Source organism: Nonomuraea sp. bgisy101 (assembly GCF_057708945.1).
In genome coordinates this window covers 278,577-304,601 of record NZ_JBYITD010000011.1, presented here as the reverse complement: position 1 = coordinate 304,601, position 26,025 = coordinate 278,577, and the positions used below count along the sequence as shown (strand labels likewise).

At 68.6% G+C, this 26,025-nt stretch carries 25 protein-coding genes, 1 tRNA gene and 1 pseudogene; 5 read left to right on the top strand and 22 right to left on the bottom strand.

Going from position 1 to position 26,025, the window contains the following annotated elements:
* Window positions 1–2,001: 2,001 nt before the first annotated feature.
* The 9 genes from AC3EO4_RS22945 to AC3EO4_RS22905 form a co-directional block, all read right to left on the bottom strand.
* Window positions 2,002–2,466: a YdeI/OmpD-associated family protein gene (locus AC3EO4_RS22945; protein ID WP_379583532.1), complete on the bottom strand. Its 465-nt coding sequence runs from the start codon at window positions 2,464–2,466 to the stop codon at window positions 2,002–2,004.
* A 122-nt stretch (window positions 2,467–2,588) separates the two neighbouring features.
* Window positions 2,589–3,002 carry a VOC family protein gene (locus AC3EO4_RS22940; protein WP_379583530.1) on the bottom strand — a complete coding sequence of 138 codons (414 nt, stop codon included), beginning with the start codon at window positions 3,000–3,002 and terminating at the stop codon, window positions 2,589–2,591.
* A gap of 88 nt (window positions 3,003–3,090) precedes the next feature.
* The gene (locus AC3EO4_RS22935) at window positions 3,091–3,432 is read right to left on the bottom strand and encodes a VOC family protein (protein WP_431897671.1); all 342 of its coding nucleotides are present in this window, start codon (window positions 3,430–3,432) and stop codon (window positions 3,091–3,093) included.
* Window positions 3,433–3,745: 313 nt separating this feature from the next.
* Window positions 3,746–4,036, bottom strand: coding sequence for a hypothetical protein (locus AC3EO4_RS22930; protein ID WP_379583526.1), 291 nt, complete (start codon window positions 4,034–4,036; stop codon window positions 3,746–3,748).
* Window positions 4,037–4,048: 12 nt separating this feature from the next.
* The gene (locus tag AC3EO4_RS22925; protein ID WP_379583524.1) at window positions 4,049–4,501 is read right to left on the bottom strand and encodes a carboxymuconolactone decarboxylase family protein; all 453 of its coding nucleotides are present in this window, start codon (window positions 4,499–4,501) and stop codon (window positions 4,049–4,051) included.
* 152 nt (window positions 4,502–4,653) lie between these two features.
* On the bottom strand, window positions 4,654–4,932 hold the full coding sequence (locus tag AC3EO4_RS22920) for a hypothetical protein (protein ID WP_431897668.1): 279 nt from the start codon (window positions 4,930–4,932) through the stop codon (window positions 4,654–4,656).
* 70 nt (window positions 4,933–5,002) lie between these two features.
* Window positions 5,003–5,761 carry a hypothetical protein gene (locus AC3EO4_RS22915; protein ID WP_431897666.1) on the bottom strand — a complete coding sequence of 253 codons (759 nt, stop codon included), beginning with the start codon at window positions 5,759–5,761 and terminating at the stop codon, window positions 5,003–5,005.
* A 206-nt stretch (window positions 5,762–5,967) separates the two neighbouring features.
* On the bottom strand, window positions 5,968–6,105 hold the full coding sequence (locus AC3EO4_RS22910; protein ID WP_431897665.1) for a hypothetical protein: 138 nt from the start codon (window positions 6,103–6,105) through the stop codon (window positions 5,968–5,970).
* Between the two features lie 117 nt (window positions 6,106–6,222).
* On the bottom strand, window positions 6,223–7,041 hold the full coding sequence (locus tag AC3EO4_RS22905) for an MBL fold metallo-hydrolase (protein WP_431897663.1): 819 nt from the start codon (window positions 7,039–7,041) through the stop codon (window positions 6,223–6,225).
* A gap of 100 nt (window positions 7,042–7,141) precedes the next feature.
* Here AC3EO4_RS22905 and AC3EO4_RS22900 point away from each other — a divergent pair, with 100 nt between their 5' ends.
* Both AC3EO4_RS22900 and AC3EO4_RS22895 read left to right on the top strand, forming a co-directional pair.
* A complete protein-coding gene (locus tag AC3EO4_RS22900; protein ID WP_431897661.1) occupies window positions 7,142–7,750 on the top strand; it encodes a helix-turn-helix domain-containing protein in 609 nt (202 codons plus the stop codon).
* Window positions 7,751–7,880: 130 nt separating this feature from the next.
* On the top strand, window positions 7,881–8,411 hold the full coding sequence (locus AC3EO4_RS22895; protein ID WP_431897660.1) for a hypothetical protein: 531 nt from the start codon (window positions 7,881–7,883) through the stop codon (window positions 8,409–8,411).
* Between the two features lie 140 nt (window positions 8,412–8,551).
* On the opposite strand, the pseudogene AC3EO4_RS22890 reads toward AC3EO4_RS22895, so the two are convergent.
* The 10 genes and pseudogenes from AC3EO4_RS22890 to galU all read right to left on the bottom strand — a co-directional run.
* Window positions 8,552–8,896: pseudogene (locus tag AC3EO4_RS22890) on the bottom strand (transposase); the annotation flags it as partial.
* Window positions 8,897–8,920: 24 nt separating this feature from the next.
* Window positions 8,921–9,508 (bottom strand): TetR/AcrR family transcriptional regulator, encoded by a 588-nt coding sequence (locus tag AC3EO4_RS22885; protein WP_431897658.1) that lies wholly within the window; start codon window positions 9,506–9,508, stop codon window positions 8,921–8,923.
* Window positions 9,496–11,007, bottom strand: coding sequence for an FAD-dependent monooxygenase (locus AC3EO4_RS22880; protein WP_431897656.1), 1,512 nt, complete (start codon window positions 11,005–11,007; stop codon window positions 9,496–9,498). The genes AC3EO4_RS22885 and AC3EO4_RS22880 overlap by 13 nt, the downstream gene beginning before the upstream one ends.
* 821 nt (window positions 11,008–11,828) lie before the next feature.
* Window positions 11,829–11,902 (bottom strand) — tRNA-Ala (locus AC3EO4_RS22875).
* 56 nt (window positions 11,903–11,958) lie between these two features.
* Entirely contained in the window at window positions 11,959–12,564 is a 606-nt protein-coding gene (gene sepX / locus AC3EO4_RS22870) for a divisome protein SepX/GlpR (protein WP_379583506.1), read from the bottom strand.
* 178 nt (window positions 12,565–12,742) lie between these two features.
* Complete coding sequence (locus AC3EO4_RS22865) at window positions 12,743–13,375, bottom strand: GNAT family N-acetyltransferase (RefSeq protein ID WP_358131079.1); 633 nt, start codon at window positions 13,373–13,375, stop codon at window positions 12,743–12,745.
* A gap of 367 nt (window positions 13,376–13,742) precedes the next feature.
* Window positions 13,743–14,231 carry a MogA/MoaB family molybdenum cofactor biosynthesis protein gene (locus AC3EO4_RS22860; RefSeq protein ID WP_431897653.1) on the bottom strand — a complete coding sequence of 163 codons (489 nt, stop codon included), beginning with the start codon at window positions 14,229–14,231 and terminating at the stop codon, window positions 13,743–13,745.
* On the bottom strand, window positions 14,216–14,686 hold the full coding sequence (gene moaC, locus AC3EO4_RS22855; protein ID WP_379583502.1) for a cyclic pyranopterin monophosphate synthase MoaC: 471 nt from the start codon (window positions 14,684–14,686) through the stop codon (window positions 14,216–14,218). The genes AC3EO4_RS22860 and moaC overlap by 16 nt, the downstream gene beginning before the upstream one ends.
* The gene (glp, locus tag AC3EO4_RS22850) at window positions 14,683–15,873 is read right to left on the bottom strand and encodes a molybdotransferase-like divisome protein Glp (protein ID WP_379583500.1); all 1,191 of its coding nucleotides are present in this window, start codon (window positions 15,871–15,873) and stop codon (window positions 14,683–14,685) included. The genes moaC and glp overlap by 4 nt, the downstream gene beginning before the upstream one ends.
* Window positions 15,860–16,762 carry a UTP--glucose-1-phosphate uridylyltransferase GalU gene (gene galU / locus AC3EO4_RS22845; protein ID WP_379583498.1) on the bottom strand — a complete coding sequence of 301 codons (903 nt, stop codon included), beginning with the start codon at window positions 16,760–16,762 and terminating at the stop codon, window positions 15,860–15,862. Before galU ends, glp begins: the two co-directional genes overlap by 14 nt.
* Before the next feature lie 24 nt (window positions 16,763–16,786).
* Between galU and AC3EO4_RS22840 the strand changes: the two genes are divergently transcribed.
* The gene (locus AC3EO4_RS22840; protein ID WP_431897651.1) at window positions 16,787–17,374 is read left to right on the top strand and encodes a 5-formyltetrahydrofolate cyclo-ligase; all 588 of its coding nucleotides are present in this window, start codon (window positions 16,787–16,789) and stop codon (window positions 17,372–17,374) included.
* Here AC3EO4_RS22840 and AC3EO4_RS22835 read toward each other — a convergent pair.
* On the bottom strand, window positions 17,349–18,299 hold the full coding sequence (locus AC3EO4_RS22835) for an LCP family protein (protein WP_431897649.1): 951 nt from the start codon (window positions 18,297–18,299) through the stop codon (window positions 17,349–17,351). The genes AC3EO4_RS22840 and AC3EO4_RS22835 overlap by 26 nt on opposite strands.
* An 83-nt stretch (window positions 18,300–18,382) precedes the next feature.
* Here AC3EO4_RS22835 and AC3EO4_RS22830 point away from each other — a divergent pair, with 83 nt between their 5' ends.
* The gene (locus AC3EO4_RS22830; protein ID WP_379583492.1) at window positions 18,383–19,888 is read left to right on the top strand and encodes a potassium/proton antiporter; all 1,506 of its coding nucleotides are present in this window, start codon (window positions 18,383–18,385) and stop codon (window positions 19,886–19,888) included.
* A 66-nt stretch (window positions 19,889–19,954) separates the two neighbouring features.
* The gene (locus AC3EO4_RS22825; protein ID WP_379583490.1) at window positions 19,955–20,251 is read left to right on the top strand and encodes an FmdB family zinc ribbon protein; all 297 of its coding nucleotides are present in this window, start codon (window positions 19,955–19,957) and stop codon (window positions 20,249–20,251) included.
* Here AC3EO4_RS22825 and AC3EO4_RS22820 read toward each other — a convergent pair.
* The gene (locus tag AC3EO4_RS22820) at window positions 20,248–22,221 is read right to left on the bottom strand and encodes an MFS transporter (RefSeq protein WP_431897647.1); all 1,974 of its coding nucleotides are present in this window, start codon (window positions 22,219–22,221) and stop codon (window positions 20,248–20,250) included. The two genes, AC3EO4_RS22825 and AC3EO4_RS22820, sit on opposite strands and share 4 nt — an antisense overlap.
* A 255-nt stretch (window positions 22,222–22,476) precedes the next feature.
* Complete coding sequence (locus AC3EO4_RS22815; RefSeq protein ID WP_431897645.1) at window positions 22,477–26,013, bottom strand: WD40 repeat domain-containing serine/threonine protein kinase; 3,537 nt, start codon at window positions 26,011–26,013, stop codon at window positions 22,477–22,479.
* Window positions 26,014–26,025: the final 12 nt, after the last annotated feature.

Below are 26,025 nucleotides of genomic sequence, written 5' to 3'. Positions count from 1 at the left end.
AAGGTCGCGCACATCGTCCGGCTGCAGGAACGCTCGTGTCATGATCGCCTTTCGTCAAGTCGACCGACCATGCTGCCGGAGCCGGCGGCACCTCGCACCCGAGTTAGCGGGAACCCGACGAGGCATGGAGCTCCCTGCCAGCTCTTGCTGGTCGGGAGCTTCCCCGTCTCGCTTCTCTCCGGACTGCCACCCTGGCTCCTTCTCGGGGTCGAGGAGAATGCGTCACTGGTAGCAAAGTCGATCCCTAGTGGTACAGGGGTTCATAGTTGGTTTCCCCATGCTGGTATACGACTCGAACACCCCGTGCGCCCGACACGTCCGTTGCCGCCTCAACTATTGAGCCCCTGTCATCCGTAGATGCCCAGCAGACAGGGATTCGGTCAACACCGTCCTCCAATAAATACGCCACACCGATCGTTTCGGCAGGTTCGCCCTGCTTTTCGCAGATCGAGTAGCTTGCCGTTTGCCAATCCGCACCACCCGTACAAGGCGTAGGACCATCCACTTCGAGCCCTTGCATGCCGTTGCAGTCTCTAACGGCGTCACGCCAGATGGAATCACATGTCGCGACCTGCCGAAAGACGCCGTCCGCGAGATCCCGCAAGCAATTGATTCTCATGTTGAGCCCGAACGCGCACTCATTGGGGGAAAGACCTTCGCTTGCGCACACAAGATACTTGTCGAGGAGGCCGGAGCAGTCGACCCTCAGTGTGCGACACAAACCGAGAACCTCGATGTATGTCGAGCAAAACGCTTGGTCGCCTCGAGCGTCGTCGCGGCACTCATAGTAGGCGTCCCGCGCCTTCACACAGTCAAAGTTGCTGGCCGGATCGAAATAGCCCGGACACCGCAAGAACTCCCTTTCGCCCGCAGCGCACACCTCGTCAGACCTTCTGGGGCTTCCCGTCCGACACGATAAATAAGATTCGACCGACGCGGCGCAGTACCGGTCGTTATGGAAAGATCCTCGCAGTCCATATCGACATTCAATTCGGACGATCAAGGCTTGTTGACATAACGTGGCCGCGTTTTTCACCTGGTGACGCTTGAGACAGGTGTCATATCCTGGAGCCACCGATCGGCAATCCAGCCCTGTCGGTCCCTTACCTTCAGGACAGAGATCGTCGGCCGCGGTACGTAAGTCGTCATCGACCAGGAGATGCCATGACGGCTGCGTCCGCGGGATTTGCGGAGGTGCTGTGTCTGCGGAGCACCCGGCCAGGGTGACAATGGCCAACAGCGCCACCAGGAATCCCCCGATCCGCCACCCGGCTGAGACCATGTGCTCTCCCCCATCGGTTCTCTGTTGACAATCAGCCAACAGACATCAGCCAACTCTGCCGAATCAGCCTCCTGGTATCAAGGGAAAGCCGCCTCGTCCTGGAACTATCGGGTGTGGTGGCAGGGCCGAAAGGGTTCTCATGTTGTGAAAACCGAGTAATTGAAGGCCGTCGGCGGGGTGGCTGGCGGACGATCGGGGATGATGGCACGCGAATGCGGCCCCTGTTCTTGATCGACTGGCGTAGACAACCGACGTTCATCGGGGGTCGCGTTTGTCATTCGCGCCCCGGGGCGCCCCTCAACCACCCAGCCGCGTCATACCCGCATGTGTCCACCAGCCGAGAACGTTCAGCCCTGACCTCAGCCCGCCGGTGGCCGAACCCACCACCCGTCTCGATCTGGAATCCCGGGTCCTGTTCGCGCCGTGAGCGGCTGCCAGCCCGCGAGAGGGGTGCAGTAGGACTCGACCGGGGCGGCGAGCTGCCGCAGAACCTGCCTGGCCGCTTCGGCGTCCCCTCGATCGCGATGCCCTCCGCCCAGCGGCAGCCATCGGCCAATCCGCGACCAGGTCGACTGTGCCTCAATCAGACAGCCCCGGGTCCTGCCGAGATATGTGTAAAGCCTGCCGTACCGGAGCTCGGCACCCGCGGCCTCTCGGACGATCACACGCAGGTGAACGGAGGCTGCGGCCCGGTTCCTTCACCAGTTCAGGGTTCTGGTTCAGCCCCGCAGGGTGGAGATGGCCTTCTCGATACGCCGCCGACGTGTCTCGGGCTTCTTCGCGCTCTCGATTGCATGCACGTGCTCGCGCTTGTGGCTGTACGCAAGTTTGTCGTACGCGGCGCGGGCGACGGGGTCGTCGTCCAGGGCGCGGGCGAAGTCCTCTGGCTCGACAACGACGCGCGGCTCGGTGTCGAGCTCCAGTTCGACCTCGACCTCGTCGCCGATCGCAACACCCGCGGCCCGCCGGTTGGCATTGCTGAGGCCGAGCAAGTGGCGGCCGCGCAGGAGGGCGACCCGGCTCTTCCAGGAATGCCCGTTGACTGTGATCGTCACCGGCGGCCGCGTGCCCCCGCCGAGCGCTGCTACCACCTCGGACGGAACTTCTAGACCCCGCATGGGCTCAGGTGGCTCGACGTAGGCCCGAAACTTCATGATCTTCTCCTGTTTGTCCTGCCGGTTCACCGCGGATCCCGCCCGCCCGGCTCCGATCGCCGCTCCCGCTTCCCGCACCCGGGTCACAGCTGTCCGGTACGGCAGCGACACGCGCCCCGCCGTTCCGGACGGCTGTGAGACAAAGATCGCGGCTACTCCGCGTAGGGCTGGTCGGCTCCTTGGGCGCTGTAGCCGAGACTCCAGATGTAGCCGTCCGGGTCGGCGAAGGTGCCGCCGTACCCGCCCCACGGCAGAGCGCCGGCGGGCTTGAGGACCGTGGCGCCGGCCTTCTCGGCCTCCGCCATGATCTCGTCGACCCGCGCCTCACTGCGGACGACGTAGGTCAGAACCAGTCCGCTGAAGCCGCTGCCTTCCTGGTCCGTGCCCACCTGGGCGGCCAGGCCTTCGCGGCCGTAGAAGCCGACAGGCGAGGCGCCGTCCGATTCGAAGAACACCGAGATGCCGAAGTCGCTCTTGATCTTCCAGCCGAGCCCCTCGGTGTAGAACTGCTTGGCCCGGTCCATGTCCCGGACGCCAAGAAGGATCGAGCTGACGTGTGCCTTCATGTCTTACTCCTTATGTATGGGTGGTTATGTGGTGCATGGGTGGTCATGTGCCCGGCCGGGCCGGTGAAACTGGTCGCGAGCGCGGTGCTCACTGGTCCTGCAGGAGGCCGAGGTCGTTGCCGTCGGCATCGGCAACGGTGGCCACCAGGCGGCCGCCGCCGACGTCGGTGACGTCCTGCCGCAGAACGGCCCCGGTGACGAGGAGGCGCCGCAGGGTCTGCTGGATGTTCTCGACCTTCCAATAGCAGACCGGCTCCGCCATACCCTGCCGATGCCCGCGGGGGTTCAAGCCGATCTCCTGATCACCGGTCCGGTAGCCGACGAAGTAGACCTCGTCCACGGAGGGCTCGACCCCGATGAGCGGGGTGAACACCTCCTTGGCCTTGGTGAGGTCACTGACCGGACAGATGATCATCTTCGCGGTCGGCACGATGTCTCCGCTCTCCTTGTCGCCGTTGTGAACAACGGTATGGATCGCGGTGCGCCGACGATGAGACCAGAACGCGCCACGAGCGGATCCGAATCCGCCAATGCCTACCCTAGGGGTACTAAGCATGACAAAAGGATCTACACCCCCTATGTGGTGCGCTTTGTCCTCGAAGCGGCGAGAGCCGCGGGTGTCTCTGAGGAGGAGCTCAAGCGTCTCCCCGGAGTAGGTGTCCTCGGCCAGGAGGGCATCCGGCTGAAACGCGTCTGGGAGACGGACATGGGACCGGCCTCCCGTTCAGGGTCCTCAGTGGCTGTCAGCGCTCATCGACGACCTCACCGCTCTGCGCGGTGGCGTCCTTGGTGAGCGCCATGGTCAGCGGCGCCTCGTGGAAGGTGGCGATGGCGGCCAGCGCGGCGCCGAGCTCCTTCGCGCTCTCCCAGTGCCAGGTGTCGGTGTAGGTACCGTCATCGAGCCGGATCAGCACCGCGTGGGTGAGGCCCGGGTGCCCCTCGCGCACGGTGGCGATCAGCGAGCCGCGGCGGGCGAGGAACTCCTCCAGGTCGGACTCGGCCACCGAGTAGGAGTGTGTGCGGACGACAGACATGGTGGATGGTCCTTACCAGGTGCCGGCGATCTGCCGGATGGGGGCGTTGAGGCGGTTGAAGAGGTTCGTGGTGGCGGTGATCAGCAGGATCGAGGCCAGCTGCCGCTCGTCGAAGTGGTCGGCGGCGTCGTCCCACACCTCGTCGGGGACGGCGTCGGCGCGGTCGGCCAGCCGGGTCGCGGCCTCGGCCAGCGCGAGGGCGGCCCGCTCGGCGTCGGTGTAGTACGGCGTCTCGCGCCAGGCGACGACCAGGCCGATGCGCTCGTCGCTCTCGCCCAGCTTGCGCAGGCTCTTGTAGCCGGCGTCGACGCAGAAGCTGCAGCCGTTGATCTGGCTGACCCGCAGGTGGATCATCTCCGCGAGCTCGTGGGAGAGCCCACCGGACTGGGCGGCCTTCATCAGCTCCATGATCGGCTTCTGGGCGGCGGGGATGATCGTGGCGGGGTTCTTCATCCGGGCTTCCATCGCGTGTTCCTCCGTGTCGGTCGGTGTGAGATGAGCTTCGCCGCCACGGTTGATATTTCGGCTATGCGATCGCGATGCGCGCGCATAGCGTCGCGTTGTTGCCACCCTCTCCCGAGAGCGGCCGCGCCATGGCACCGCGACTCCGCACCGCCTTACCCCTCACCTCCCGGTGCCCACGACCATCCTGCGCGGCACCCAGGCGTCAAGGGTGACGCCACCAGGGCGGCTCGGCGAACGGGTCCCCGCTCGCGTTCGAGCTCGAGGTGCTGCTCGCGGAAGGCGGCGTATTGCGGGGAGCGGCCGCACCAGATGACCGACAGCAGCAGGGTGGCCTCGGCTTCGGTGAGCGGCTGCTGGTAGTCGCCGGCGCTGTGGATGGCCTGCTGCTGGGCGCGGCTGAACGTCCGGGGTTCGGGTCGCCGGCGGCGCACAGCGCAGAAACCCCAGCCGGACACAGCCAGGCTGGGGCAGCTGAGCCTTCCGCAGGCGACCGGTCACCCGTCAGCTGGTGAAACGTCCCTCACGGGTGTACTTGCAAGCCCCACTGAGGCAGTTAGGGCTGGACCCCCAGCCGTCGTCATAGGTGACCTTGCGGTGGAGCTTGACCTTGCCCTTGACCTCTTCCGCCTGAAGCCCAGGGCCGACCTTCTCGTCCGCCTGCTTCCACCAACTGGTGCCGTTCCAGTAGTACAGCCGGTGCCGGGCCCACAGGTGACTCGGCGAGCCGACCGGCAGGCAGTTGAAGATGAAGCTCTCCGCGCGACGCTCCTTGAAACCGCCGAAGTCGAGGGTGGTGTACGACTTGGGAGCCAGGCCGGCCTGGGCGTTGTCGTGCCAGAGGTGCCAGCCCCAGTGTTCGGCGGTGCACGAGGCGGAGAACACGGCGCCGGCCGGAGCGGTCAGGCCGCGTACGGTGACCGGCTCGCTGGTGATCCGCCGCCGCTGCAGTTCGGCGGGGAGGTCGGTGCCGTGGTCATCGACGAGGCGCTGGGGCACTGGCACGTCGGGCGGGGTGATCTCCAGGTAGGTCTGCAGGTAGCTGTTGCTCCGCTCCCAGGCGATGAGCGGCGCGCGGCCGATGATCCCGAGCTGGGACATCCCCACTTCGTTGGAGGGCTGGCTGTCGGAGAAGCTCACGGTGAGACCGGTCGTGTATTCGAGGTGCGCCAGGGGGATCTCCCGGTCGCTCTCCTCAGGTTCGGCCGCGGCCGGGGAGGAGGCGAGCACCATCGTGGCGGCGATAGCTGCGATTAACCTCATGTCACTCCTTGCGGTTGGGGTTGCCCACGCGGAAACGTTAAGAACCGATCTTTCAGTGGCCTTAAACATGAGCTCAGCGCATGCTTCCAGCGCGCCGGCGCCGGATCGGATCGTCTGTCGGATCTGTCACTACTGACGTCTTCTGTGCCTGGCGGCCTCGCGCTCGAGGCGCGCCAGGCCGCCCGCGCCTACGTGGTCAGCGGCCACTACGACTCGCGCTGCATCGACGTCATGAACGCCACCTGCGACGCGCCGACGCCTCCAGGGTCGCCGTCGCGATCGAGGCCGCACGGGTCACGGCGACGGCATTCCTCGACCGGGATGGGCTGGAGGCCGTCGCGCATGCAGCTGGTGTAGAGGCGGCCGTTCAGGTGGTCGAGTTCGTGGGCGACCAGCCGGGCCAGACGAGCTTGCCCTCCTTGGCGGCCATCGCGAGCGCGGCCCGGAGCCGACAGGCTCGATCAGCCGATCGGTGGTGCGAGGTATTCCAGCGCATAACCGTCGCCGGAGGGGGTTACACGGGCGATGCCGGGTGAGTCGAGGTGGGCGCCGGCTACGAAGTGGTGTGGTTGGGTCAGTTGTTCGAGGAGGGCCGCTCGCGCGGCGCGGGCCTGGGACTGGTTGCCGTCGAGCTCCCAGGACACGTTCGGCTGATCGAATTGGAGCGTGGGAACGTGAACGGTGTCGCCCCAGACGAGAAGGTGGCCGGTGCCGCTCCTGACGTCATAGACGGTGTGACCGGGTGTGTGGCCCGGTGTGGGGATCGCGGTGGTCCAGTCGTTGATCGCGACCTTCTCCGACACGGGTACGACCCGGTCGCGGATCGGCTCGAGCCGCCCCGTGAACACCGAGGTGTCGCCCGCGCCGATCCACACGCGCTCGAGTTTGGTGAACGCCTCTGAACCGTCCGGCGCGATCAGGCCGCTCACGTGGTCTTCGTGCTTGTGGGTGATGGCCACATCGGTGACATGCGCGCGGTCGATTCCCGCTTCGTCGAGCGCATCGTAGATCAATCCCATGGTGGGGTCGTGCCAGGCGTTGGACGCGCCGGTGTCGATGAGAACCGACCGCGTGCCGTCGGTGACGAAGAAGGCGTTGACCGACAGCCGCAAGTTGTCGCCGGCCAGCGGGACGACGGCTGGCAGCTCATCGAGCGTGCGCCCATCCTCGTCGCGGAGCCGTGTCGGCGGCATGTCGATGTACCCGTCTCGCAACGAGATCACCTGCAGATCGCCGAATTCGAACGTGGCATGGTGCTGGCCACTCGAGATCAAACGCATGGAACCTCCGTCGATCGTGTGTCTTCGATAGAAGACTCTATCTTCTTTAGGAGAAACCCTACACTGTGGGCAGCGAGGTACCCATCGATCGAGGAGCACGGTGGTCGAGCAAGACGGAAACACGGCCGAACCACAGCACGGTGACGACCTGGCCGGCGCGTTCGGCGGTAACGTGCGGCGACGCCGCGAGGAGGCGGGCCTGACGCTGGAGCAGCTGTCCACACAGTCGTCGGTGAGCCGGGCGATGCTGTCCAAGGTCGAACGCGGCGAGAAGAGCCCGACGATCGGCGTCGCGTCTAAGATCGCCCACGCGCTCGACGCGTCACTCTCGGACCTGATCGGTGCGCCGGCTGCTGCCGCGTCCGGTGTGGCCATTGTCATGCGCAAGAACGATCGCCCCGTTTTCCGTGACCCGGAAACCGGCTTCGAGCGGCACATGGTGTCAGCGGCCCCGGGCGCGGGAGGAGCCGAGATGGTCGTCCACTACCTCCCCGCGCAGGTCTCTACCGGGCTGCTGCCCGCGTATCCGCCGGGTACGGAGAAACAACTCGTGGTGCTCGACGGCACCCTCACCGTTGCGATCGGCGGGATCAGCGAGACCCTGAACACAGGCGACTCCCTGTTCTTCCAGGCCGACGCGGACCACGGCTTCGCCAACCGAACGAACGCCCCCTGCGAATACATCATGGTCATCTCCCGCAGAACCTGACCGGCCGCAGCTTGCGGGGCTGAAACAAAGCCGGCTAGGGCAGGGCGCTCAGCCGATCACGGCCTTGGCGCAGGGCTGACTCGTGGGACTCCAACGATCTTGTCGGTGGCGACCTCTACGCTTCCGACTCATGAGCAACAACGAGGTCCAGACCGTACGCCTGACAGTTGAAGTTCAGGACTGTGGTGTCGCCCACCTGTTGGATAAGGAATCCGGCGGATATGTCGATGCACCGGCACAGTCCATTGGATTCGTCAAAGTCGAGCAGGGGTGTGTGGATCTTCAGATCACTCATCAGTGGGGCCCGGCCAACTTCACTGTGACCATTGCCGACCAGGATCCCGGAGCGGATCTCGCTGGTTACGAAGACATCGTGGAAATTGGCTACGTGTCCATGTCGGGCGAAGTGGAAATGACGGGGTTCACCTTCGACGAGGCTGTGATGTGCCCCCTTCCGCCTCTCCCGGCCGGGCCTGGAACTTACCGTATTCGGTATCACGTCAAGGGCATGGATCTGGAAGGCTCGGATGACGCCGTCGATGACCACTATCTTCAAATATGGCCCGCTTCACTTGAGGACCCTGTTGTCGTCAAGGCTACGAGTGTCGCTTCTGAGTACTTTCTAGATCCGGAGAAGTTCATGCGCGAACGTGGGCTGTGAGCATGCACCAGCGCAACCACACATCTGGCATACGGGCAGGCCTCCACCGCAACCCGAACCAACCCCCGCAAGGATCTCGGCCTGCCCGGAGCCAGAGCGCCCCGCCGGAGGCACGCTGTAACGCCCGCCGGCGCCTGCGCTTAGCGAGCTCGGCCCCGGTGACCTGAATAGTGCGCCTTCTCAGCTTGGCGGCCCTGAATCTCGTCCGCGCCTGCCGACCGGCATTCCACCGAGCGTTCGAGGACATCCCGCTCCATCTCCAGCTCGGCGCGTTCCTTGGCCCATTCGGTCCGCTGCCTGCGCAGGCTGGCGAGTTCCTCCCGCTCCGACTCGGCCGGCTCACCACCGTTGGTGTCCTGCTCGCGGGCAAGCCGGTCCATCTGCACCCAGTTGGCCAGCGTGCCCGCATTGATGCCCAGATGCTTTGCGACCTGCGCGATCGGCTTTCCTGTCTCCCGCACGATGCGCACCGCACCCGCCCGGAAATCCGGATCGAAGCCGGAATCCGGCTAGGTCGGAACGGCCTGGTAGCCGATGTGCCGGAGCAGGCCCCGCAGCCGGCCCTCGATCTCCGCCGCGGTCATCTCCTCTTGATGCAACAGGACGAACCCGATCGCGCTGGACAGGATGTCGCTGATGACGCCGGGATCGGTCTCCCCAGGCAGCTGGCCGGCGTCGATGGCCCGCCGGGCGATCTCAGGCAGGGCGTCCAGCCGCGGCTGCAGGTATCGCGCGCGGTAGGCGGTCACCAGGTCCGGGTAGTCGACCGAGGCTCCGATCACCCGGGCCATCAACGTGCGGAACCGGGGCTGGCTGAGGAGTTCGGCGATGGAGCTGACCAGCTCGTCCACGCTCTGCCCGGCCGGTGGCGCGTCCAGGTCGGCGCCGCGGGCGTGTTCGAGCGCGGCCATCAGCAGGTCGTCCTTGGAACGCCAGCGCCGGTACACAGTCAGCTTGGCCACACCGGCGCGCTGGGCGACGGCCTCGATGCTGGTGCCCGCGGCGCCGCGCTCGATCAGCAGGTCGAGCGCGGCCTCCAGAATGGCGGCGTCGTTACCTGGGTCGCGTGGGCGGCCGTGGCGTTCTACGCTGGCCACAGCACCTGATTCAGCCATGCCGTCAGTTTGTCTGGTGCCGGGCGGCCACGCCAACCGATGTGCCCGTCCGGGCGGATCAACACCACATCGCGCACATCCTTGTTGACCGTGATGAGAACTATGACCATGTCGGCGCCCAGCTGGGCCGCCGCCGCCTCGGCGTGCCGGGCTGCCTCATCCTCATCGCCCGCCAGGACGGCCCAACGACCCCCGATCGCGGCGTGGAGCGTGGTCTCACCACCGTCGCGACGGCGGCACCGGATGTCCGGCATCCGGTCGCCAGGGCGCGGTCCCGAGCCGTGCGAACGCGGGGCCAGCGGCCCGCCCCGATAGCTGATACCCAGCTGAGATGAGACCTGCAAAAGCTTCCGCTGTACGGCAGGCAGGCGGACAGCCGGTAGGACCACCTTGTCGCGCACCAGCCGCTTCCACCGCGTGTCCGGCAGCATGATGCCCACCGCCGTACTCGTGGCCCTCAGGACTTTGTCTGCCAGCGGGCGCCGTTCACCCTCGTAGGTGTCCAGCAGTCGCCGGTCGGCACGACCGTCGGCGACCAGCACCAGCTTCCAGGCAAGATTCTCCGCGTCGCCGAGCCCGGTGTTCTGACCCTGCCCGCCCGTGGGGCTCTGGATGTGCGCCGCGTCCCCTGCCAGCAAGATCCTCCCGCGCTTGTAGCTGTCGGCGAGACGGCGGTGGATCCTGAACTCCGAGGCCCATTTGACCTCGGTGACAGTGTCGAGCCCGATTCCGCTGCGGCGGGAGAACTCCTGCAGCACGCGATCGGTGATCTCGCTTTCTGACAGGTCGTCCGGTGGTGGCGCCGATGGTTCTGAGAACACCCGCCAGGTGTCGTCGGGCAGTGCGGTCACCGACAGCATGTGACCGGTGTCCATCCATGTCGTGCTGCCGTTCCTGTCGTAGGGCCAGATGGCTTTCACATCGACCATCAGCAGGTCTTGAATGAGTTTGCGCCCGGGAAAGCCGATACCGGCGAGTTTGCGCACGACGCTGTGCGCGCCGTCACAGCCCACCAGCCAGGCAGTCTCGATGTGCTGTTGCGTGCCGTCGGCTGCCTGGGTGGTGACGGTGACGCCCGCGCCGTCCTGCCGGGCTCCGACCAATCGCGTATCCCACTCGACGGCGCCGCCGAGTTCACGCAGCCGTTGCCGCAGCGTGCCTTCGATCTCGGCCTGTGAGATCAGCAGCGTTTGCTTCGGCATGCTGGCGGCGGCCTGGCCGACGTGCAACCGCAGCACGGTCTGTGATCCTTCGTTGTAGGACATGTTGAGCATGGTCTGCGACCTCTCCCGCAGGTCGCCCAGCGCGCCAATGCGTTCCAGGACCTCGACGCCGCGCGGCTGCAGGCCTAGAGCGCGAGAGGTGGTGGCTGGGCCCGGGGCGCCGTCGATGACGCGAACCGGGATGTGGTGGAGCGTCAGGTGGATGGCCAGGGCCAGCCCTGTGGGGCCGGCGCCGGCGACGAGTACGTTGTCGGTCACTTAGTAAACGATACGGTACCGATTACTAAGTCGCATAGTGACCTCCGTCACAACACGTGAGTGACTACTTTCCCTTCAGGGAGTCGATGGTGACGTCGCTGTTGGAACGCTCGGCTCGGGCCGAGAGGTCCGCGTTGCGGCAGGTGGATGAGCTGCGAAAACGCGGCCGACTGAGGCCGAAGAGCAGGTCCGGCGATAGGCCATCACCCAGGAGACCCTGACGTTGTTCGCCGATCACGACGGTGAGGACGTCGAAAAGCTGCCCCGCCTCGACCCTCGTGATCCAGAGGATGCGACATCGCCGTTGCCTGTCTTGCGCGGCCGGCGGGAGCAGGCGGTGGCGCTGCCGGCCACGGCGGAGCGACCAATGCGGGCGAGAGATCGTGCAGGCGCAGGGCAAGCCGGACACCCGTTCCCAGGTGGAAGGAATGCGGTCCCGCCTGCAGCGGCTGGTGACCGACGGGTGGAAGGCGGCCCTTGCCGTATCCACCCCTTGATCACCTCGTTCGCCGCCGTCCCACCGCGGAGCGGCAGCGGGCCGGGGACAGAGACACAAGCCCGGCCTCATCGTCTGCACGAACTCACCTACCTCAGGGACCGGACTTGCATCGGCGGAGCCGGTCTGCTGGGTTTGCCTGGGGCGATGGCGGGCGAGGTGATCAAGCCCAGCCACAGACCGAGCGGCATGCTCACGAGGAATCACCTCGGGGCCGGACTCCCCCGCCGGAGGCGCTTCCCATTGGCTCCCGCTGCTGTACCGAACTGCTGTACAGGCACGAAAAAGGCCGCCTCTGATCTTCAGAAGCGGCCTTTGACCTGGGTGGAGATGAGGGGATTCGAACCCCTGACCCCTTCGATGCGAACGAAGTGCGCTACCGGACTGCGCTACATCCCCTAGGACTCGATTAGATTAGCAAACTTCCAGGGGTACTCGCGCCATCCACCGCCGTCTCAGTCCCCCACCGCGCGGCGGGGCGGGTCGGCGTACTGGTCGAACAGCACGTCCGGCGTGCGGAACTCGATGATCTCGGCCTCGGCCTCCTCGGCGGCCAGGTTCGCGGCGCGCTGCCGTTCGCGCTGGCGGCGCAGGCGGGCCGCGCGGACCTCGGCGGCGCGCATGCGGCGCTCGCGGTCGACGCGGGTGGCGATGCGCAGCACGGTGAGGTAGGCCGCGAGGAGCACGCCGGAGGGCGCCACCCCCCACCAGGGGATCACCTGGACCGCGGCGGTGATCACGGATGCGAGGGTCAGCAGGATCGAGAAGAACAGCATCCTCCTGCGGCGCGCTACGATGATCGCTCTACGGCGCGCGCGAAGGTGACGCAGGTCCACGGGCGGATGCGTGAGGTCGCTGATCGTGTCGTACGGCTCGACGGGCTCGGAGTCCTGCGACTCCACAGGGGAGGAGGCGGCCATGGTCGGAACCGGTCCGGTGATCTCGGCCGCGTAGAACTCCTCGAGCTCGGCCAGGTTGTTACGGTCCCTGCGCAGCCACATCGGCACGAGGACGCACAACCACATCACCACGATGGCGAGGTACAGCAAGACGCTGCTCACGGCCACCTCCGAGCGCCAAGAAGAGCCGCACGAAGGGCCCAGGAAACCCCAGGAACGGTCCTGAGGGCAGCCCGAAGACGCATGGGTGCTCTTGGCGTCTTCGATGTGCTCACGTCACGCACCGTAAGACCGCGTGTCACTAATTGACGAGTATTCGGTGCGGTGTGTCGCGAGATCGTCAAACCTCTTCATGTGATGAGCCTGCGCGCCGCCACTGTACGAGCAGCCCGCGAGGCACGTCCTCGACGGTCAGCGCGTAGCAGATGTGGTCACGCCAGGCCCCATCAATGTGGAGCTGACGCCGTCGAATGCCTTCTTCCCTGAACCCGAGCTTCTCAACCACTCTGCGGCTGGCGTGATTTTCGGGACGGATGTTCGCCTCGAGTCTGTGGAGGCCCGTGGTGAAGAAGCAGTGGTCGACGGCCATGGCGAGCGCTGTGGGTGTGATGCCGCGTCCGGCGAGCGCGCCGTCGATCCAGTAGCCGACCTGGGCGGAGCGGGCCGAGCCCCAGACGATGGCGCCGACGGTGAGCTGCCCCGCGAACCTGCCCTCGTGTGTGACGACCCACGGCATGGAGAGCCCCTGACGCGCCTCTCTGCGCAGGGTGGCGACCATCGACAGGTACGGCCCGAGGCCCGTCCTGAACAGGGGGGTTTCGGGGTTGCTCGGCTCCCACGGTCGCAGCCAGTCGGCGTTGCGCAGGCGGGTGTCGCGCCACACGCGGACGTCCCCCAGGCGGAGGGGGCGCAGTCCCACGGGTCCCTCGTTCAGGGTCGCCGGCCAACCACGAAGTCGATCCACATCACTCATCATCCCCCGGAATCCGGCGAAGCCGCCATGGATCCCCCTGGAGCCACCCTCCTCGGGTACCGGGAGCCCGGACGCCGGACGCGAGCTGGGGTTTTTCCAGGCGGCGGAAGGAGGTGCGCCCGAGATCCGGGGGGACGGCCGGCGTCTCTCTGCCGGGCAGGGCGCGGGTCGGGGCTCTCGGGGGGCGCCGCACGAGGAGGGCGCGCGGAAGGCGTGCGCTTCAGGAACGCGGGACCGCTGAGGCGCATGGGAGGCGGCAGGACGCCGAGGTGGTGCTTGAGACACCTGTGGAAGCCGGGTGAGGCGGCGTGACGAAATGGCTCCAGGACGCGCGAGAGCGAGCCCTGGAAGCCGCAAGTGAGAAGCCTCAGCGCGGGTGGTCGCCGCCGTGGATCTGGTCGACCGCGTGCCGCAGGATCGGCCCCAGTACGGCGACGCCGTCCCGGACTCCGCCCGACGACCCCGGCAGGTTCACGATCAACGTGGAGCCCGCCTGTCCCGCCAGCCCTCGCGACAGGACCGACGTCGGAACCCGCTCCCTGTTCGCCTGCCGTATTGCCTCGGCGATGCCAGGAATTGCGCGAGAAATGACCTTGGCCGTCATCTCCGGCGTTAGATCCTGGGGCGTCAACCCGGTCCCTCCCGTGGTGACGATGACCGCGTATCCCTCGGCCACCCCCGCTCGCAACGCCTCCTCCACCGGAGGGCCGTCAGGGACCACCACGGGCCCGGACACCTCGCACCCCTCCGCCGTCAGCAGTGACGCCAGCAAGGGGCCCGACTTGTCCTCGTAGACCCCTGCGGACGCCCTGTTCGACACGGTGATCACCAGCGCACGGATCAAGGACGTCTCCATACCCCGGTCTTCCCGCCCGTCTTCTCCTCCACCCGCACATCGGTGATCACCGCCGCGGGGTCCACGGCCTTGACCATGTCGATGAGGGCGAGCCCCGCGACGGTCACCGCGGTCAGCGCCTCCATCTCGACTCCTGTGCGGTCGGCGGTCTTCACCACGCAGGTGATGTCCACCCCCTGGTCGACCACGTCGAGCGTGACCGACACCCCGTGGAGGGCGATCGGGTGGCACAGCGGGATCAGGTCGGGTGTCCGCTTCGCCCCCATGATCCCCGCGATGCGCGCCACGCCGAGCGCGTCGCCCTTGGGCACCTCACCGGAGCGCAGCAGCGTGACGACCTCGCCGGAGAGCACCACCCTGCCGGTGGCGGTGGCCGTACGGACGGAGACGTCCTTGCCCGCGACGTCGACCATGCGGGCCGCGCCCGTGGAGTCGAGGTGTGTGAACTCGCTCATATCCGAATCACCTGTACAGCGGCTCCCGAGGGCACCTCGGTCACCTGTTCGGGCACCACGATCAGGCAGTTCGCCGAGGCGAGCGCCGCCAGCTGGTGCGATCCCTGCCCGTGGACGGGCGTCACGACCGTGCCGTCGTCGGCCAGCACGCCCCGCAGGAACGACCGCTTGCCCTCGGGCGACCTGAGCGCGGACAGCACCTGGGCGGTGTGGAGCGGCGGCGGGCCCGCGGGCAGCCCGCTCATCTTCCGCAGCGCGGGCCTGACGAAGAGCATGAACGACACGTAGGACGAGACAGGGTTGCCGGGCAGCGTGAAGATCGGGACCTGGTCGTCGCCGACCACGCCGAAGCCCTGCGGCATGCCGGGCTGCATCGCGACCCGCTCGAACCGGACCGTCCCGAGCGGGGTGAGCGCCTCCTTGACCGGCTCGTAGGCCCCCATGGACACGCCGCCGCTGGTGATGACCACGTCGGCGCGCACGAGCTGGGCGTCGAGCTGGTCGAGGAAGACCGCGGGGTCGTCGGTCACCGTGCCCGCGCGGAAGCCGTCGCCGCCCGCCTCGCGGACGGCGGCCGTGAGGGTGAAGCTGTTGGAATCCCAGATTTGGCCCGCGCCGAGCGGCGCGCCCGGCTCGACGAGCTCGGCGCCGGTCGACAGCACCACGACCCGCGGGCGGGGACGCACCCACACCCTGCGGCGCCCCGTGCCCGCGATGATGCCGAGCTGCGCGGCGCCGATGCGGGTGCCGGGCTTCAGCACGACCTCGCCCGCCTGCACGTCCTCGCCCGCCCGCCGTACGGCATTGCCCTCGGCGACGGGGCGGTCGACGCGCACGGTCGCGGTGCCCGCGTCGGTCCACTCCACGGGCACGACCGCGTCGGCCCCCGCGGGCAGCGGCGCGCCCGTCATGATGCGGACGGCATGCCCGGGGCCGATCGCCCTCAGCTCGCCCGAGCCCGCCGGGATGTCGTCGATGACGGGAAGCGTCACGGGCGCGGCCGCGACGTCGGCGGACCTGACGGCGTAGCCGTCCATCGCCGAGTTGTCGAACGGCGGCAGCGGCACCGGCGAGGAGACCTCCTCGGCCAGCGTCGTGCCGAGCGCCCGCTCGAGTTCCAGCTCGAGCGGGGCCAGCGTGCGCACCGTGGCGAGGATGTCGGCCAGGTGCGCGTCAACCGATTTCATCGAGGAACTCACGCAGCCACGGTACAAACTCCGGGGCGAGATCCTCACGATCGGCCGCGAACTTCACGACGGTGCGCAGGTAGTCGAGCTTGTCGCCCGTGTCGTAGCGGCGGCCGCGGAACAGCACGCCGTGGACCTGGCCGCCCTCCGAGGTGCTCATGCCCGCCAGGGTGCGCAGGGCGTCGGTGAGCTGGATCTCGCCGCCGCGGCCCGGAGGGGTGTTCTCCAGCACCTCGAAGACGGCAGGGTCGATCACGTAGCGTCCGATGACCGCCCAGTTGGACGGCGCCTCCTCCGCCGGAGGCTTCTCCACCAGGTCGGTGACGCGCACGACGTCGTCCTCGCCGGTGGGCGAGATGGTGGCGACGCCGTACAGGGAGACCTGCTCCTTCGGCACCTCCATCAACGCGACGACGCTGCCTCCATAGGTGTCGCGCACCTCGATCATGCGCTTGAGCAGCTGGTCGCGATAGTCGATCAGGTCGTCGCCGAGCAGGCAGGCGAAGGCGTGGTCGCCGACGTGCTGCTTGGCGCAGAGCACCGCGTGCCCGAGTCCCTTGGGCTCGCCCTGCCGTACATAGTGCAGGGTCGCCAGCGACGCCGGCTCCAGGACCTGGGAGAGCCGTTCCTCGTCGCCCTTGGCCTCAAGGGCCCCTTCCAGCTCGAACGCGCGGTCGAAGTGGTCCTCGATGGAGCGCTTGTTCTTGCCGGTCACCATCAGCACGTCGAGGAGCCCGGCGGAGGCGGCCTCTTCGACGACATACTGGATCGCGGGCTTGTCGACGATCGGCAGCATCTCCTTGGGAGTTGCCTTGGTCGCCGGGAGGAACCGGGTGCCCAGACCCGCGGCGGGCACGACGGCTTTCGTCACAGGGTCGAAGTCAGCCATACAGCGACCCTACTGGAGGTATCTGTGGACAAGCTGAAGCTGCGCCGCGAGCTGATCGAACAGCGTGGCGCCATTCCCGCGGCGAAGAGGAGGGAGAACGCGCGGGCGATCCGCGAGACCCTGCTCGACCAGCCGTGGGTCCAGATGGCCGGCCTGGTGGCGTGCTACTGGTCGATCGGCGACGAGCCGGAGACGCACGGGCTGGTGTTCGCCCTGTGGAAGCACGGCGCGACGGTCATGCTGCCGGTGCTGCGCCAGGACAACGACCTCGACTGGGCGGTCTACGACGGCCCCGACACGCTCGCGCCGGGCCGGTTCGGGATCATGGAACCGGTCGACACGCGCAGGGGCGTCGAGGCGGTCCGCACCGCCGCGTTGCTCATCGTGCCCGCGCTCGCCGTCGACAGGGACTCGGGCGTACGGCTCGGCCGCGGCGGCGGCTCCTACGACCGCGCGCTCGCCAGGGTGGGACCGAACGTGCCGACCGTCGCCCTCCTCCACGACGGCGAGCTGATCAGCGGCATACCCGTCGAGCCGCACGATCAGCCGGTCAAATGGGTGGCACAACCGGGCGGCCTGACCAACGTCAGTACAGCAGGTCCGTGTCGTTGATCCCGCCGCTCTCTTCCACGTAGCGGGCGATGGCGTCCTGGCGGACGGCCTCGAACAACCTGTCCGCCTGCGCCTTGTCGATCTTCACCACGCTCGCCCCCTTGACCATGGCCGAGCCGGTGTTGGGCGTGGTGAGCGCGGTGAGGTCCTCGACGCCGCGCAGCTCGATGGCCAGGTCACGCAGCAGGGAGACGCTCACGCCCGGGTCCACGCTGAGCGACTTGGTGGCCTCCTGCAGGAACGCGTCGATCTCGAACACGCTGCTGTCGCGCAGCTTCTTGCCCATGGCCTTGATCACGGCCTGCTGGCGCCTGATCCTGTCGAAGTCGCCGCCGGGCAGGTTGTAGCGCTGGCGGACGAACAGGAGGGTCTGCTCGCCCTCCAGATGGACGGCGCCTTGCCGCCAGGTGACCTTGTTCATCGGATCGTGGGTGGTACGGCTCACGTAGACGTCGATCCCGCCGATCGCCTTCGTCATGGCGACGAACCCGGCGAAGTCCACGGCGGCGAAGTGGTCGATCCGGACACCAGTGAATCGTTCCACGGTCGAGATGAGCAGCTTGGGCCCGCCGTACGCGTAGCTGGCGTTGATCTTGTCGTTCCCGTGGCCCTTAATCGGGACGTAGGCGTCGCGAGGGATGCCGATGACGTAGATCCGCGCCCTGTCCGCGGGCAGGTGGAGGATCATGATGGTGTCCGCGCGCTGCGCGCCCGCCTCGCCGGGCCGCCGGTCCGAGCCGATCAGCAGCCAGTTCTGTGCCTCACCCACCGGTTTGGGTGGCCGTTCGGATTCCACGGGGAACGGCTCGGCGATCCGTCGAATGTTGCCGTCATACGTTGACTGTCGTTGCATCAACAGGGCGAATCCGCCCGCCAGTACCATCGCCACCAGCAATCCGGCGATGATCAGAAAACGGCGTAACATCGCGCGAGCATAGCGCTACGTTGCAGGGCGGACTAGCCCGGCGAGTACGCGACAATATCCCTCAGGACAGGAGAGGGGGCCGGATGAAACTCGACGTCTGGCTTCTTCTCGGAGCAGCCGTCGTCATCGCGGCCATCGCCTCGGTCCGGGTCGCTCACCGCAGCGGACTGCCCAGCCTCCTGCTGTTCCTCGGGTTCGGATTCCTGCTCGGTGAGAGCGGTTTCGGCATCCCTTTCGACGACCCGATGCTCGCCCAGCAGATCGGGCTGGGCGCCCTGGCGCTGATCCTGGCCGAAGGTGGTCTCACCACCACCTGGAGCCATGTCAGGCGGTCGATACCCACCGCGCTCGCGCTGGCCACCGTCGGGGTGGCGGTCAGCATCGTGGTCGTGGCGCTGGCCGTACAGGGACTGCTGGGCGCCGACTGGCGCACCGCGCTGATCCTCGGCGGCGTGCTGGCCTCCACCGACGCGGCCGCGGTCTTCTCCGTGCTGCGCAGGCTCCCGCTGCCCACCCGGCTCGCGGGCATCCTGGAGGCGGAGTCGGGCTTCAACGACGCCCCCACGGTCATCGTGGTCGTGCTGCTCAGCCAGGCCACGGGCCCGGTACCGAACCTGGGCGAGTTCGTCCTGGAAGCGGTCATGGAGCTGGCCATCGGCGCGGGGGTGGCCTGCCTGCTCGGCCCCGCGGGCGCCTACGCGCTGCGCCGCGTCGCGCTGCCCGCCTCAGGCCTCTACCCGCTCGCCGTGCTCGCGCTGACCTTCGTCGCGTACGGCGGCGCCGTCCTGCTCCACGGCTCGGGCTTCCTGGCCGTCTACCTGACGGCACTGATCCTCGGCAACGCCAGGCTGCCGCACAGGGCCGCCACCCGCGGATTCGCCGAGGGCGCGGCATGGCTGGCGCAGATCGGCCTGTTCGTCATGCTCGGCCTGCTGGCCAGCCCCCACGAGATGCCCATCGACATCGTGCCCGGCCTCATCGCGGGAACGGTCCTCGTGCTGCTGGCCAGGCCGCTGTCGGTGATCGTCTGCGCGTGGCTGGTGCGGATCCTCCGCCTGGACCGCATCAACTGGCGGGAGCAGGCCTTCCTGTCGTGGGCGGGGCTGCGCGGCGCGGTGCCGATCGTCCTGGCCACGATCCCGTGGGCGGCGGGCGTCGGCGAGGCCGAGCGTCTGTTCAACCAGGTCTTCGTCATCGTCATCGTGACCACGCTCCTGCAGGGGCCGACCCTGCCGTACGTCGCCAAGCTCCTCGGCGTCGCCACCGAGGGCGAGGCCCGCGACCTCGACGTGGAGTCGGCGCCGCTGGAGGAGCTGAACGCCGACCTGCTCCAGATCAAGGTGCCCCAGGGCTCGCTGCTGCACGGCGTGGAGATCTTCGAGCTGCGCCTGCCCACTGACGCGGCGGTCACGCTGATCGTCCGCGAGGGCCACACCTTCGTCCCCACGGGCACCACCAGGATCAGATCCGACGACCAGCTCCTCGTGGTCACCACCGCCGCCTGCCGCGACCGCGTCGAGCGCCGCATGCGCGCCGTCAGCCGCCGAGGCAAGCTGGCCGGGTGGTACGGCGAGAGCGGTATGGAATGAGTCGCCCTCAAGGAGTGTTTATGATTGGCAGTCGCGTAGGTCGAGTGCCAACCTGAGGAGGAGCGCGTGCCCACGTACCAGTACGTCTGCAATGACTGTGGCGAGCCACTCGAGGTCGTCCAGAAGTTCTCGGACGACGCCCTGACCGTGTGCCCCAACTGCGAGGGGCAGCTCCGCAAGGTGTTCTCGGCCGTCGGCATCGTCTTCAAGGGCTCCGGCTTCTACCGCACCGACAACCGCTCGTCGTCCTCGACGACCACGTCGACGACGACCCCCGCGAAGTCCACGGAGAGCACGAGCACCAGCTCCAGCGCCCCCGCTTCGACGCCCGCGCCCGCGCCGGCTCCCGCGGCCTCCAGCTAACGAGGCCGGTCGGCGTCCGCGCCGAGCAGTTGCGGGCACAACGTGTCCAGCAGCCGATACAACTCGGGATGTGCGCCCCAGTCGGCGACCAACTCCCTGAGCCCGTCCCTGGCGCGTGCGAGCAGGACCGCCGCGACCTTGTCGCCCTCGGCCGTGAGCCGCAGCGACTCGCCGTCCGCTGAACGCCTGACCAGTCCGGCGGCCACCAACTGGTCGGCGTACGGCTTGCCCTCCGCCCGCGTGACCTTCCCGCGGTCGGCCAGGTCCTGGCCGCGCACCCATCCCTCACCGTCGAGCCTGGTGATGATCCAGACGCCTGCCGGAGGGATGCCGTCGAGCCCGGCCAGCAGGCCGAGCCTGGCGTAGTAGTTCCTGCGCAGGTCGGCGTCCGCCAGCCGTACCAGACCGCGCTCCACCTCGGCCAGGGAGGAGCGCTCCGCCGAGGTCGCGCCCAGGCCCTCGCCGATGTCGACGGCTCCCACCGTCTTCCTGAGCGGCTGTTCCGGGATGAACCACGACAGCAGGAACGCCACCAGCATGATCGGCGTGGCCGCCGTGAACACGGTGGAGATGGCGTCGGCGTAGACGTGCAGGAAGTCGGCCGCGAGCGCGGGCGGCAGCCGCTTGATGATCGTCGGGTCGGCCTGCACCTGCGCGGGGTCGAACCCCGCGGGCAGCCGCACACCCGCGATGAGCTGCCGCAGGTCCTCGTCGAGCGTCGCGGTGAAGATCGACCCGAGGACGGCGACGCCGAACGAGCCGCCGATCGAGCGGAAGAACGTGGCGCCGGAGGTGGCCACGCCCAGGTCCTCGTAGCCGGCCGCGTTCTGGACGACGATGACGAGCACCTGCATGGTCATGCCGAGCCCCACGCCGAGCACGAGCAGGTCGACGCTCATGGTGAGCGTGGAGCTGTTCTCGGTCAGGCGCGAGAGCAGGAACATCCCGATCGTGGCCACGGCCGTGCCGACGATCGGGAAGAACCTGTAGCGGCCGTAACGCGAGATGGCCTGGCCGCTGATGATCGACATGGTGAGCATGCCGGCCATCATCGGGAGCAGGTGGATTCCCGACAGGGTGGCGCTCACGCCGTACACCACCTGCATGAACAGCGGCAGGTACGTCAGCGCGCCGAACATGCCGAACCCGACGACGAAGCCGACCACGGACGACATCGTGAACGTGCGCGAGGCGAACAGGCGCGGCGGCATCACCGGCTCGGCGGCCCGCCTCTCCACGAACCACCAGCCAGCCAGCATCGCCACCGCCGCCAGCCCGAGACCCCAGATGACAGGGTCGGACCACGGGAAGGTCGTGCCGCCCCACGTCGCCAGCAGGACCAGGCAGGACGTCGCGCCGCCCAGCAGGACGATGCCCGCGTAGTCGATCGTGTGGCGGGTGCGCGTGGTACCGCCGGGCAGGACGGCGACGATCACCACGAGGGCGACGGCGGCCACCGGCAGGTTGACGTAGAAGACCCAGTGCCAGGACAGGTTGTCGACGAAGAAGCCGCCGAGCAGCGGGCCGACGATGCTCGACACGGCGAAGACGGCGCCGAAGAAGCCCTGGTACTTGCCACGCTCACGCGGCGGGACGACGTCGCCGACGATCGCCTGCGCGAGCACCATCAGCCCACCGCCGCCGAGGCCCTGCAGCGAGCGGAAGGCGATGAGCTGCCCCATGGACTGGCTGAGACCGCAGAGGGCGGAGCCGATGAGGAAGATGACGATCGCGGTGATGAAGAGGCCCTTGCGGCCGTACTGGTCGCCCAGCTTGCCCCAGAGCGGGGTGGAGACGGTGGAGGCGAGCAGGTAGCCGGTGACGACCCAGGAGAGCTGCTCGAGACCGCCCAGGTCGCTGACGATGGTGGGCAGGGCGGTGGAGACGATGGTCTGGTCGAGGGCGGCCAGAAGCATGCCGAGCATGAGCGCGACGATGATCAGGCCTAGGCCTTTGCAACGCTCTGGCATGGTTTCTTCTCCTTGAGGCGCTCGTACGGCCGAGCATACTCTTTGCGATCATTTGTTCACTCACCGGAGTAACCGCACGCCGTAGCCTTGCCACCGCCGGTGAATCCGCACGCGTCGCCTCGCCGGCGCCGGATCACTCGCACGCCGTAGCCTCGCCACCGCCCGTCGATCCGCACGCGTCGCCTCGCCGGCGCCGGTCGATCCGCGCGCTGTCGCTTCGCCGCCGCCGCCGGTGGACCGCCGGCTGGGCGTCGGTCAGCGGCCTGGGTCGCCCGGGTAGGGGAGCTCGGGGATGTGGCGCCGCCACTCGTCCGCCGAGATCGGGCCACCGGCGCGGGCGCGGACGGCCCCGGCCGCCCTGCCCCGCTCGATCGGAAACGCCCGGAGCGAGCCGTCGCCACCGGTGATGTACAGGACGCCGTCGCCGAAGGCCAGCGCCGCTACGCCCTCCGGGTAGCCGGTGATCGGAAGGCCCATGACCCTGCGGCCGTTCAGGTCCCACAGGCGCACCACGGAGCCGTCGCTCACGGCGAGAACGCCCTCCGGCGAGATGCTCACGTGCTCGCCCGCGAGCTCCTGCCCGGCGAAGGCGTAGCCGACGCGCCGCCACGTCCGGGTGTCGAGCAGCACGAGCCTGCCGCGGACCAGCGCGTCGCTCACCGCCAGCGTGCGCCCGTCCGGGCTGAAGGCGGCGCCCGACACGACCATGTGCCCCTGGATCCCGACCCTCCTGCCGGACCTCACGTCGAACACCTGGAGCCCGCCCCCCTCGGGGTCCTTGGACGCGAGCATGCCGCCGTCACGGCTGAGGGCGGGGCCGGTTCCCGCGGGCAGCCGGCCCGTCCGCCTGCGGGCGGCCACGTCGTACACGTCGACGGAGGAGCCGGCCACCACCGCCATGACGCGGCCGTCCGGGCTGAACGCGGCGTGCGATCCGGGGAACGAGCCGAGCTTGGAGCCGGAGTCGACGTCCCACAGGACCACGGCCGAGGCGGTGGGGACGGCCACAGTCCGGCCGTCCGGGCTGAGGGCGGGCGCCCCGACGTCGTCGCCCACGCCGGGGACCTTGGCGATCCGCCGCCTCGTCGCGGTCTCCCACACGGTGACCCACGCCTTGTGGGCGAGGGCCAGCCGCTTCCCGTCAGCGCTGAAGCCCGCGCCCGCGAGAGCGGAGAACAGCCGGAACCGCGGGCCGGGGAGTCCTGGAAGCACGGCCGGCGCGGTGAAGGCCGAGATGTCCACCGTGACGACGGTGGCCTCCGTCAGGAGGCGCACGGTCCGCCCAGCCGTCCGGATCGCACCGGCGCCCCCGCCGATCTGCACGACGTGGGACATCACCGGTTCGAGGTCGTCAATCCGCCACAGCCTGAGCGTCCCCTCGTCGCCCAGCGCCGCCACGAACCCGCTGTCGGGAGTGAAGGCCACCTGACCCTTGTACGGCAGGTCCAGGTCGTCGTTGCTCCGCCACGCGCCCTTGGCGACGTCCCAGAGCCGGAACGACGACTCCCCCGTCCGCAGAGCGAGGACGCCGCCGTCGGGGCTCCAGGCCATGGCCTCGGCGGGCAGTCCCGCCAGGATGCGCCGCCGCTGGAGGTCCCACACCTTCCAGGTGCCGTCGTCCAGCCCGAACGCGGCCAGCCTGTCCCCCGGGCCGACGACCATGGCGGACGCCGCCGGAAGCCCGGTGATCCACCGGCGCCCTGCGATGTCCCAGAGCGACGGCCGAGAGGTCGCGGCGTCGCTCGCCACGAGCATCCGCCCCGTCGGGCTGAAGGTCGCCGTGCCCGCGGGGAGCGCGGGCCCGACCGGCCTGCCCGAGGCCACGTCCCACAGCCTGACCTTCTCGCCCGCGGCAAGCGCCAGCGTGCGGCCATCGGGACTGATCTCCACGGCCGAGACCCCCGCGCCCACCCCCTCGAACGAGGTGACCTCACCGGTCCGCCGGTAGAGCCGCACGCTCCCCCCGGCCACCGACACGAGGGTGTCCCCGTTCGCGCTCAACGTCCGCACCGCGCCCGGCGGGGACTCGGGATCGGTGAACGTGGCCACCTCCGGCTGGGCGAGCGAGCCGTACAGGGCGGCGCGGGCCTCCATCACAGGGGCGAGGTCGGCGGCCGCGACGCTGAGCCGCATCGCGGTCACCGGCTCAGGCCCTCGCAACTCCTCCGCCCGTGCCGCGACGACCCTGGCCATGGACTCCAGGTGCTGTTCTGCCATGACCCGCCGCTGCCGGTCGGCGACGACGGTGGCCACGACCGCGACCACCAGCAGGACAGACAGTGCGGTGATCACCAGCCCTCGCCGTCTCGAGGCACGTCGCGCCAGGGCCGTACCCGCCTCGAGGAACGCGGCCTCACGCCGGGTCAGCGTCAGATGCCGCCTGCCGGTCGCCGCCCAGCGGAGCGCCTCCTCCAGCGCCGCGCCGCGGTAGACGTCGCCGCCGGTCTCCCAGCGCCGGGCGGCGTCGCTCAACGCGCGATGGATGGGCAGGCCGTCCCGCTCCTCGTCGATCCAGCCCCTGAGCCTGGGCCAGGCCCGGTGCAGCGCCGGATGGACGATCGCGACCGAGTCGTCGAGCAACCCGGCGGAGCGGTAGGCGCGCAGGACCTCGGCCGCCTCCTCCGGCAGCTCTCCCGGCGGAACGGTGCGGGTCATCTGGTCGTCGGTCAGCCGCAGGAACACCTGAGGGGCCATGGCCTGGTCTGATGGGCCGAGCCCCTCGTAGACCGCCTCGGCGACCTCACCCAGCGACGGGTCCTCGTACGGGGTGTCCAGCGCCACCGCCGCCGGAGAGACCATCGCATCGAAGCCTGTCACCGGGATGCCAGCTGTTTGGACGCCCGCCTGGAAGTCCTTCGGGGAGCTCGCCGCGTGGGAACCCGTGGCCGGGGAGCCTGTCGCCTGAGAACCCGCCGCATGGCCGCCCGCCGCCTGGGAGTCCAACGGGGAGATCGCCGCCTGGGAGCCCGTCGTCGGAGAACCTGTCGCCTGGGAGATCGCGGGGCGGCCGCTACCGAGCAGCCCCAGCAGCAGCGCTCTGGCACCAGGCCGGTCCTCCGGCCGTTTACGCAGCGCCGCCGACACCAGTGAGCGAAGTGGCTCGTCCAGCACGCTCACGTCGGGATCCATCGTGAGAACGCGGTGCATCACCCCGCCCAGGCTCTCGTCCTTGAACGGGTCGGAGCCGGTGGCCGCGTAGAGGATCACCCCGCCCCACGCGAAGACGTCCGCGGGCGTCCCCGCCCGCTGCCCGGTGAACACCTCGGGCGGCATGTACGTCGGCGTCCCCGCGACGAATCCCGTCGAGGTCAGCGACATCTCTGGAGTGCGCGCCACCCCGAAGTCGATCACCCTGGGCCCGTCGGGGCCGAGCATCACGTTGTCCGGCTTGAGATCCCGGTGGATCACCCCCGCCTCGTGGATCGCGGCCAGCGCCGTCGCGACCGCCGTCGCCAGCCGGTACAGCCGGTCCCCCGCCAGCGGGCCCGCCCCCTCCACGGCCTCCCGCAGGCTCGGCCCCGGCACGTACTCACTGACGATGTACGGCTCCGCCGCGTCCAGATCGACGGCGAGGATCTTGGCCGTGCAGAAGGAGGCCACCCGGCGGGCCGCGGTGACCTCCTTCGCGAAACGGACCTTGTCGGAGGTGTGAAGCACCTTGATCGCGACCCTGGCGCCGGAGTCGTCGTACGCCTGGTAGACCACTCCCTGCCCGCCCGCGCCGAGCCGCCCGGCCAGCCAGTAGCCGCCCAGCCGCTGAGGGTCTCCGGGGAGAAGAGCCTCCAGGTTCATCCCACGACCTCC

Excerpts from the sequence above, each read along its gene's own strand:
- AC3EO4_RS22940 (WP_379583530.1), bottom strand. The coding sequence starts at position 3,002 with ATGAAGGCACACGTCAGCTCGATCCTTCTTGGCGTCCGGGACATGGAC.
- AC3EO4_RS22930 (WP_379583526.1), bottom strand. The coding sequence starts at position 4,036 with ATGTCTGTCGTCCGCACACACTCCTACTCGGTGGCCGAGTCCGACCTG.
- AC3EO4_RS22925 (WP_379583524.1), bottom strand. The coding sequence starts at position 4,501 with ATGGAAGCCCGGATGAAGAACCCCGCCACGATCATCCCCGCCGCCCAG.
- AC3EO4_RS22915 (WP_431897666.1), bottom strand. The coding sequence starts at position 5,761 with ATGAGGTTAATCGCAGCTATCGCCGCCACGATGGTGCTCGCCTCCTCC.
- AC3EO4_RS22910 (WP_431897665.1), bottom strand. The coding sequence starts at position 6,105 with ATGCGCGACGGCCTCCAGCCCATCCCGGTCGAGGAATGCCGTCGCCGT.
- AC3EO4_RS22905 (WP_431897663.1), bottom strand. The coding sequence starts at position 7,041 with ATGCGTTTGATCTCGAGTGGCCAGCACCATGCCACGTTCGAATTCGGC.
- AC3EO4_RS22895 (WP_431897660.1), top strand. The coding sequence starts at position 7,881 with ATGAGCAACAACGAGGTCCAGACCGTACGCCTGACAGTTGAAGTTCAG.
- AC3EO4_RS22865 (WP_358131079.1), bottom strand. The coding sequence starts at position 13,375 with ATGAGTGATGTGGATCGACTTCGTGGTTGGCCGGCGACCCTGAACGAG.
- AC3EO4_RS22860 (WP_431897653.1), bottom strand. The coding sequence starts at position 14,231 with ATGGAGACGTCCTTGATCCGTGCGCTGGTGATCACCGTGTCGAACAGG.
- moaC (WP_379583502.1), bottom strand. The coding sequence starts at position 14,686 with ATGAGCGAGTTCACACACCTCGACTCCACGGGCGCGGCCCGCATGGTC.
- glp (WP_379583500.1), bottom strand. The coding sequence starts at position 15,873 with ATGAAATCGGTTGACGCGCACCTGGCCGACATCCTCGCCACGGTGCGC.
- galU (WP_379583498.1), bottom strand. The coding sequence starts at position 16,762 with ATGGCTGACTTCGACCCTGTGACGAAAGCCGTCGTGCCCGCCGCGGGT.
- AC3EO4_RS22835 (WP_431897649.1), bottom strand. The coding sequence starts at position 18,299 with ATGTTACGCCGTTTTCTGATCATCGCCGGATTGCTGGTGGCGATGGTA.
- AC3EO4_RS22830 (WP_379583492.1), top strand. The coding sequence starts at position 18,383 with ATGAAACTCGACGTCTGGCTTCTTCTCGGAGCAGCCGTCGTCATCGCG.
- AC3EO4_RS22820 (WP_431897647.1), bottom strand. The coding sequence starts at position 22,221 with ATGCCAGAGCGTTGCAAAGGCCTAGGCCTGATCATCGTCGCGCTCATG.
- AC3EO4_RS22815 (WP_431897645.1), bottom strand. The coding sequence starts at position 26,013 with ATGAACCTGGAGGCTCTTCTCCCCGGAGACCCTCAGCGGCTGGGCGGC.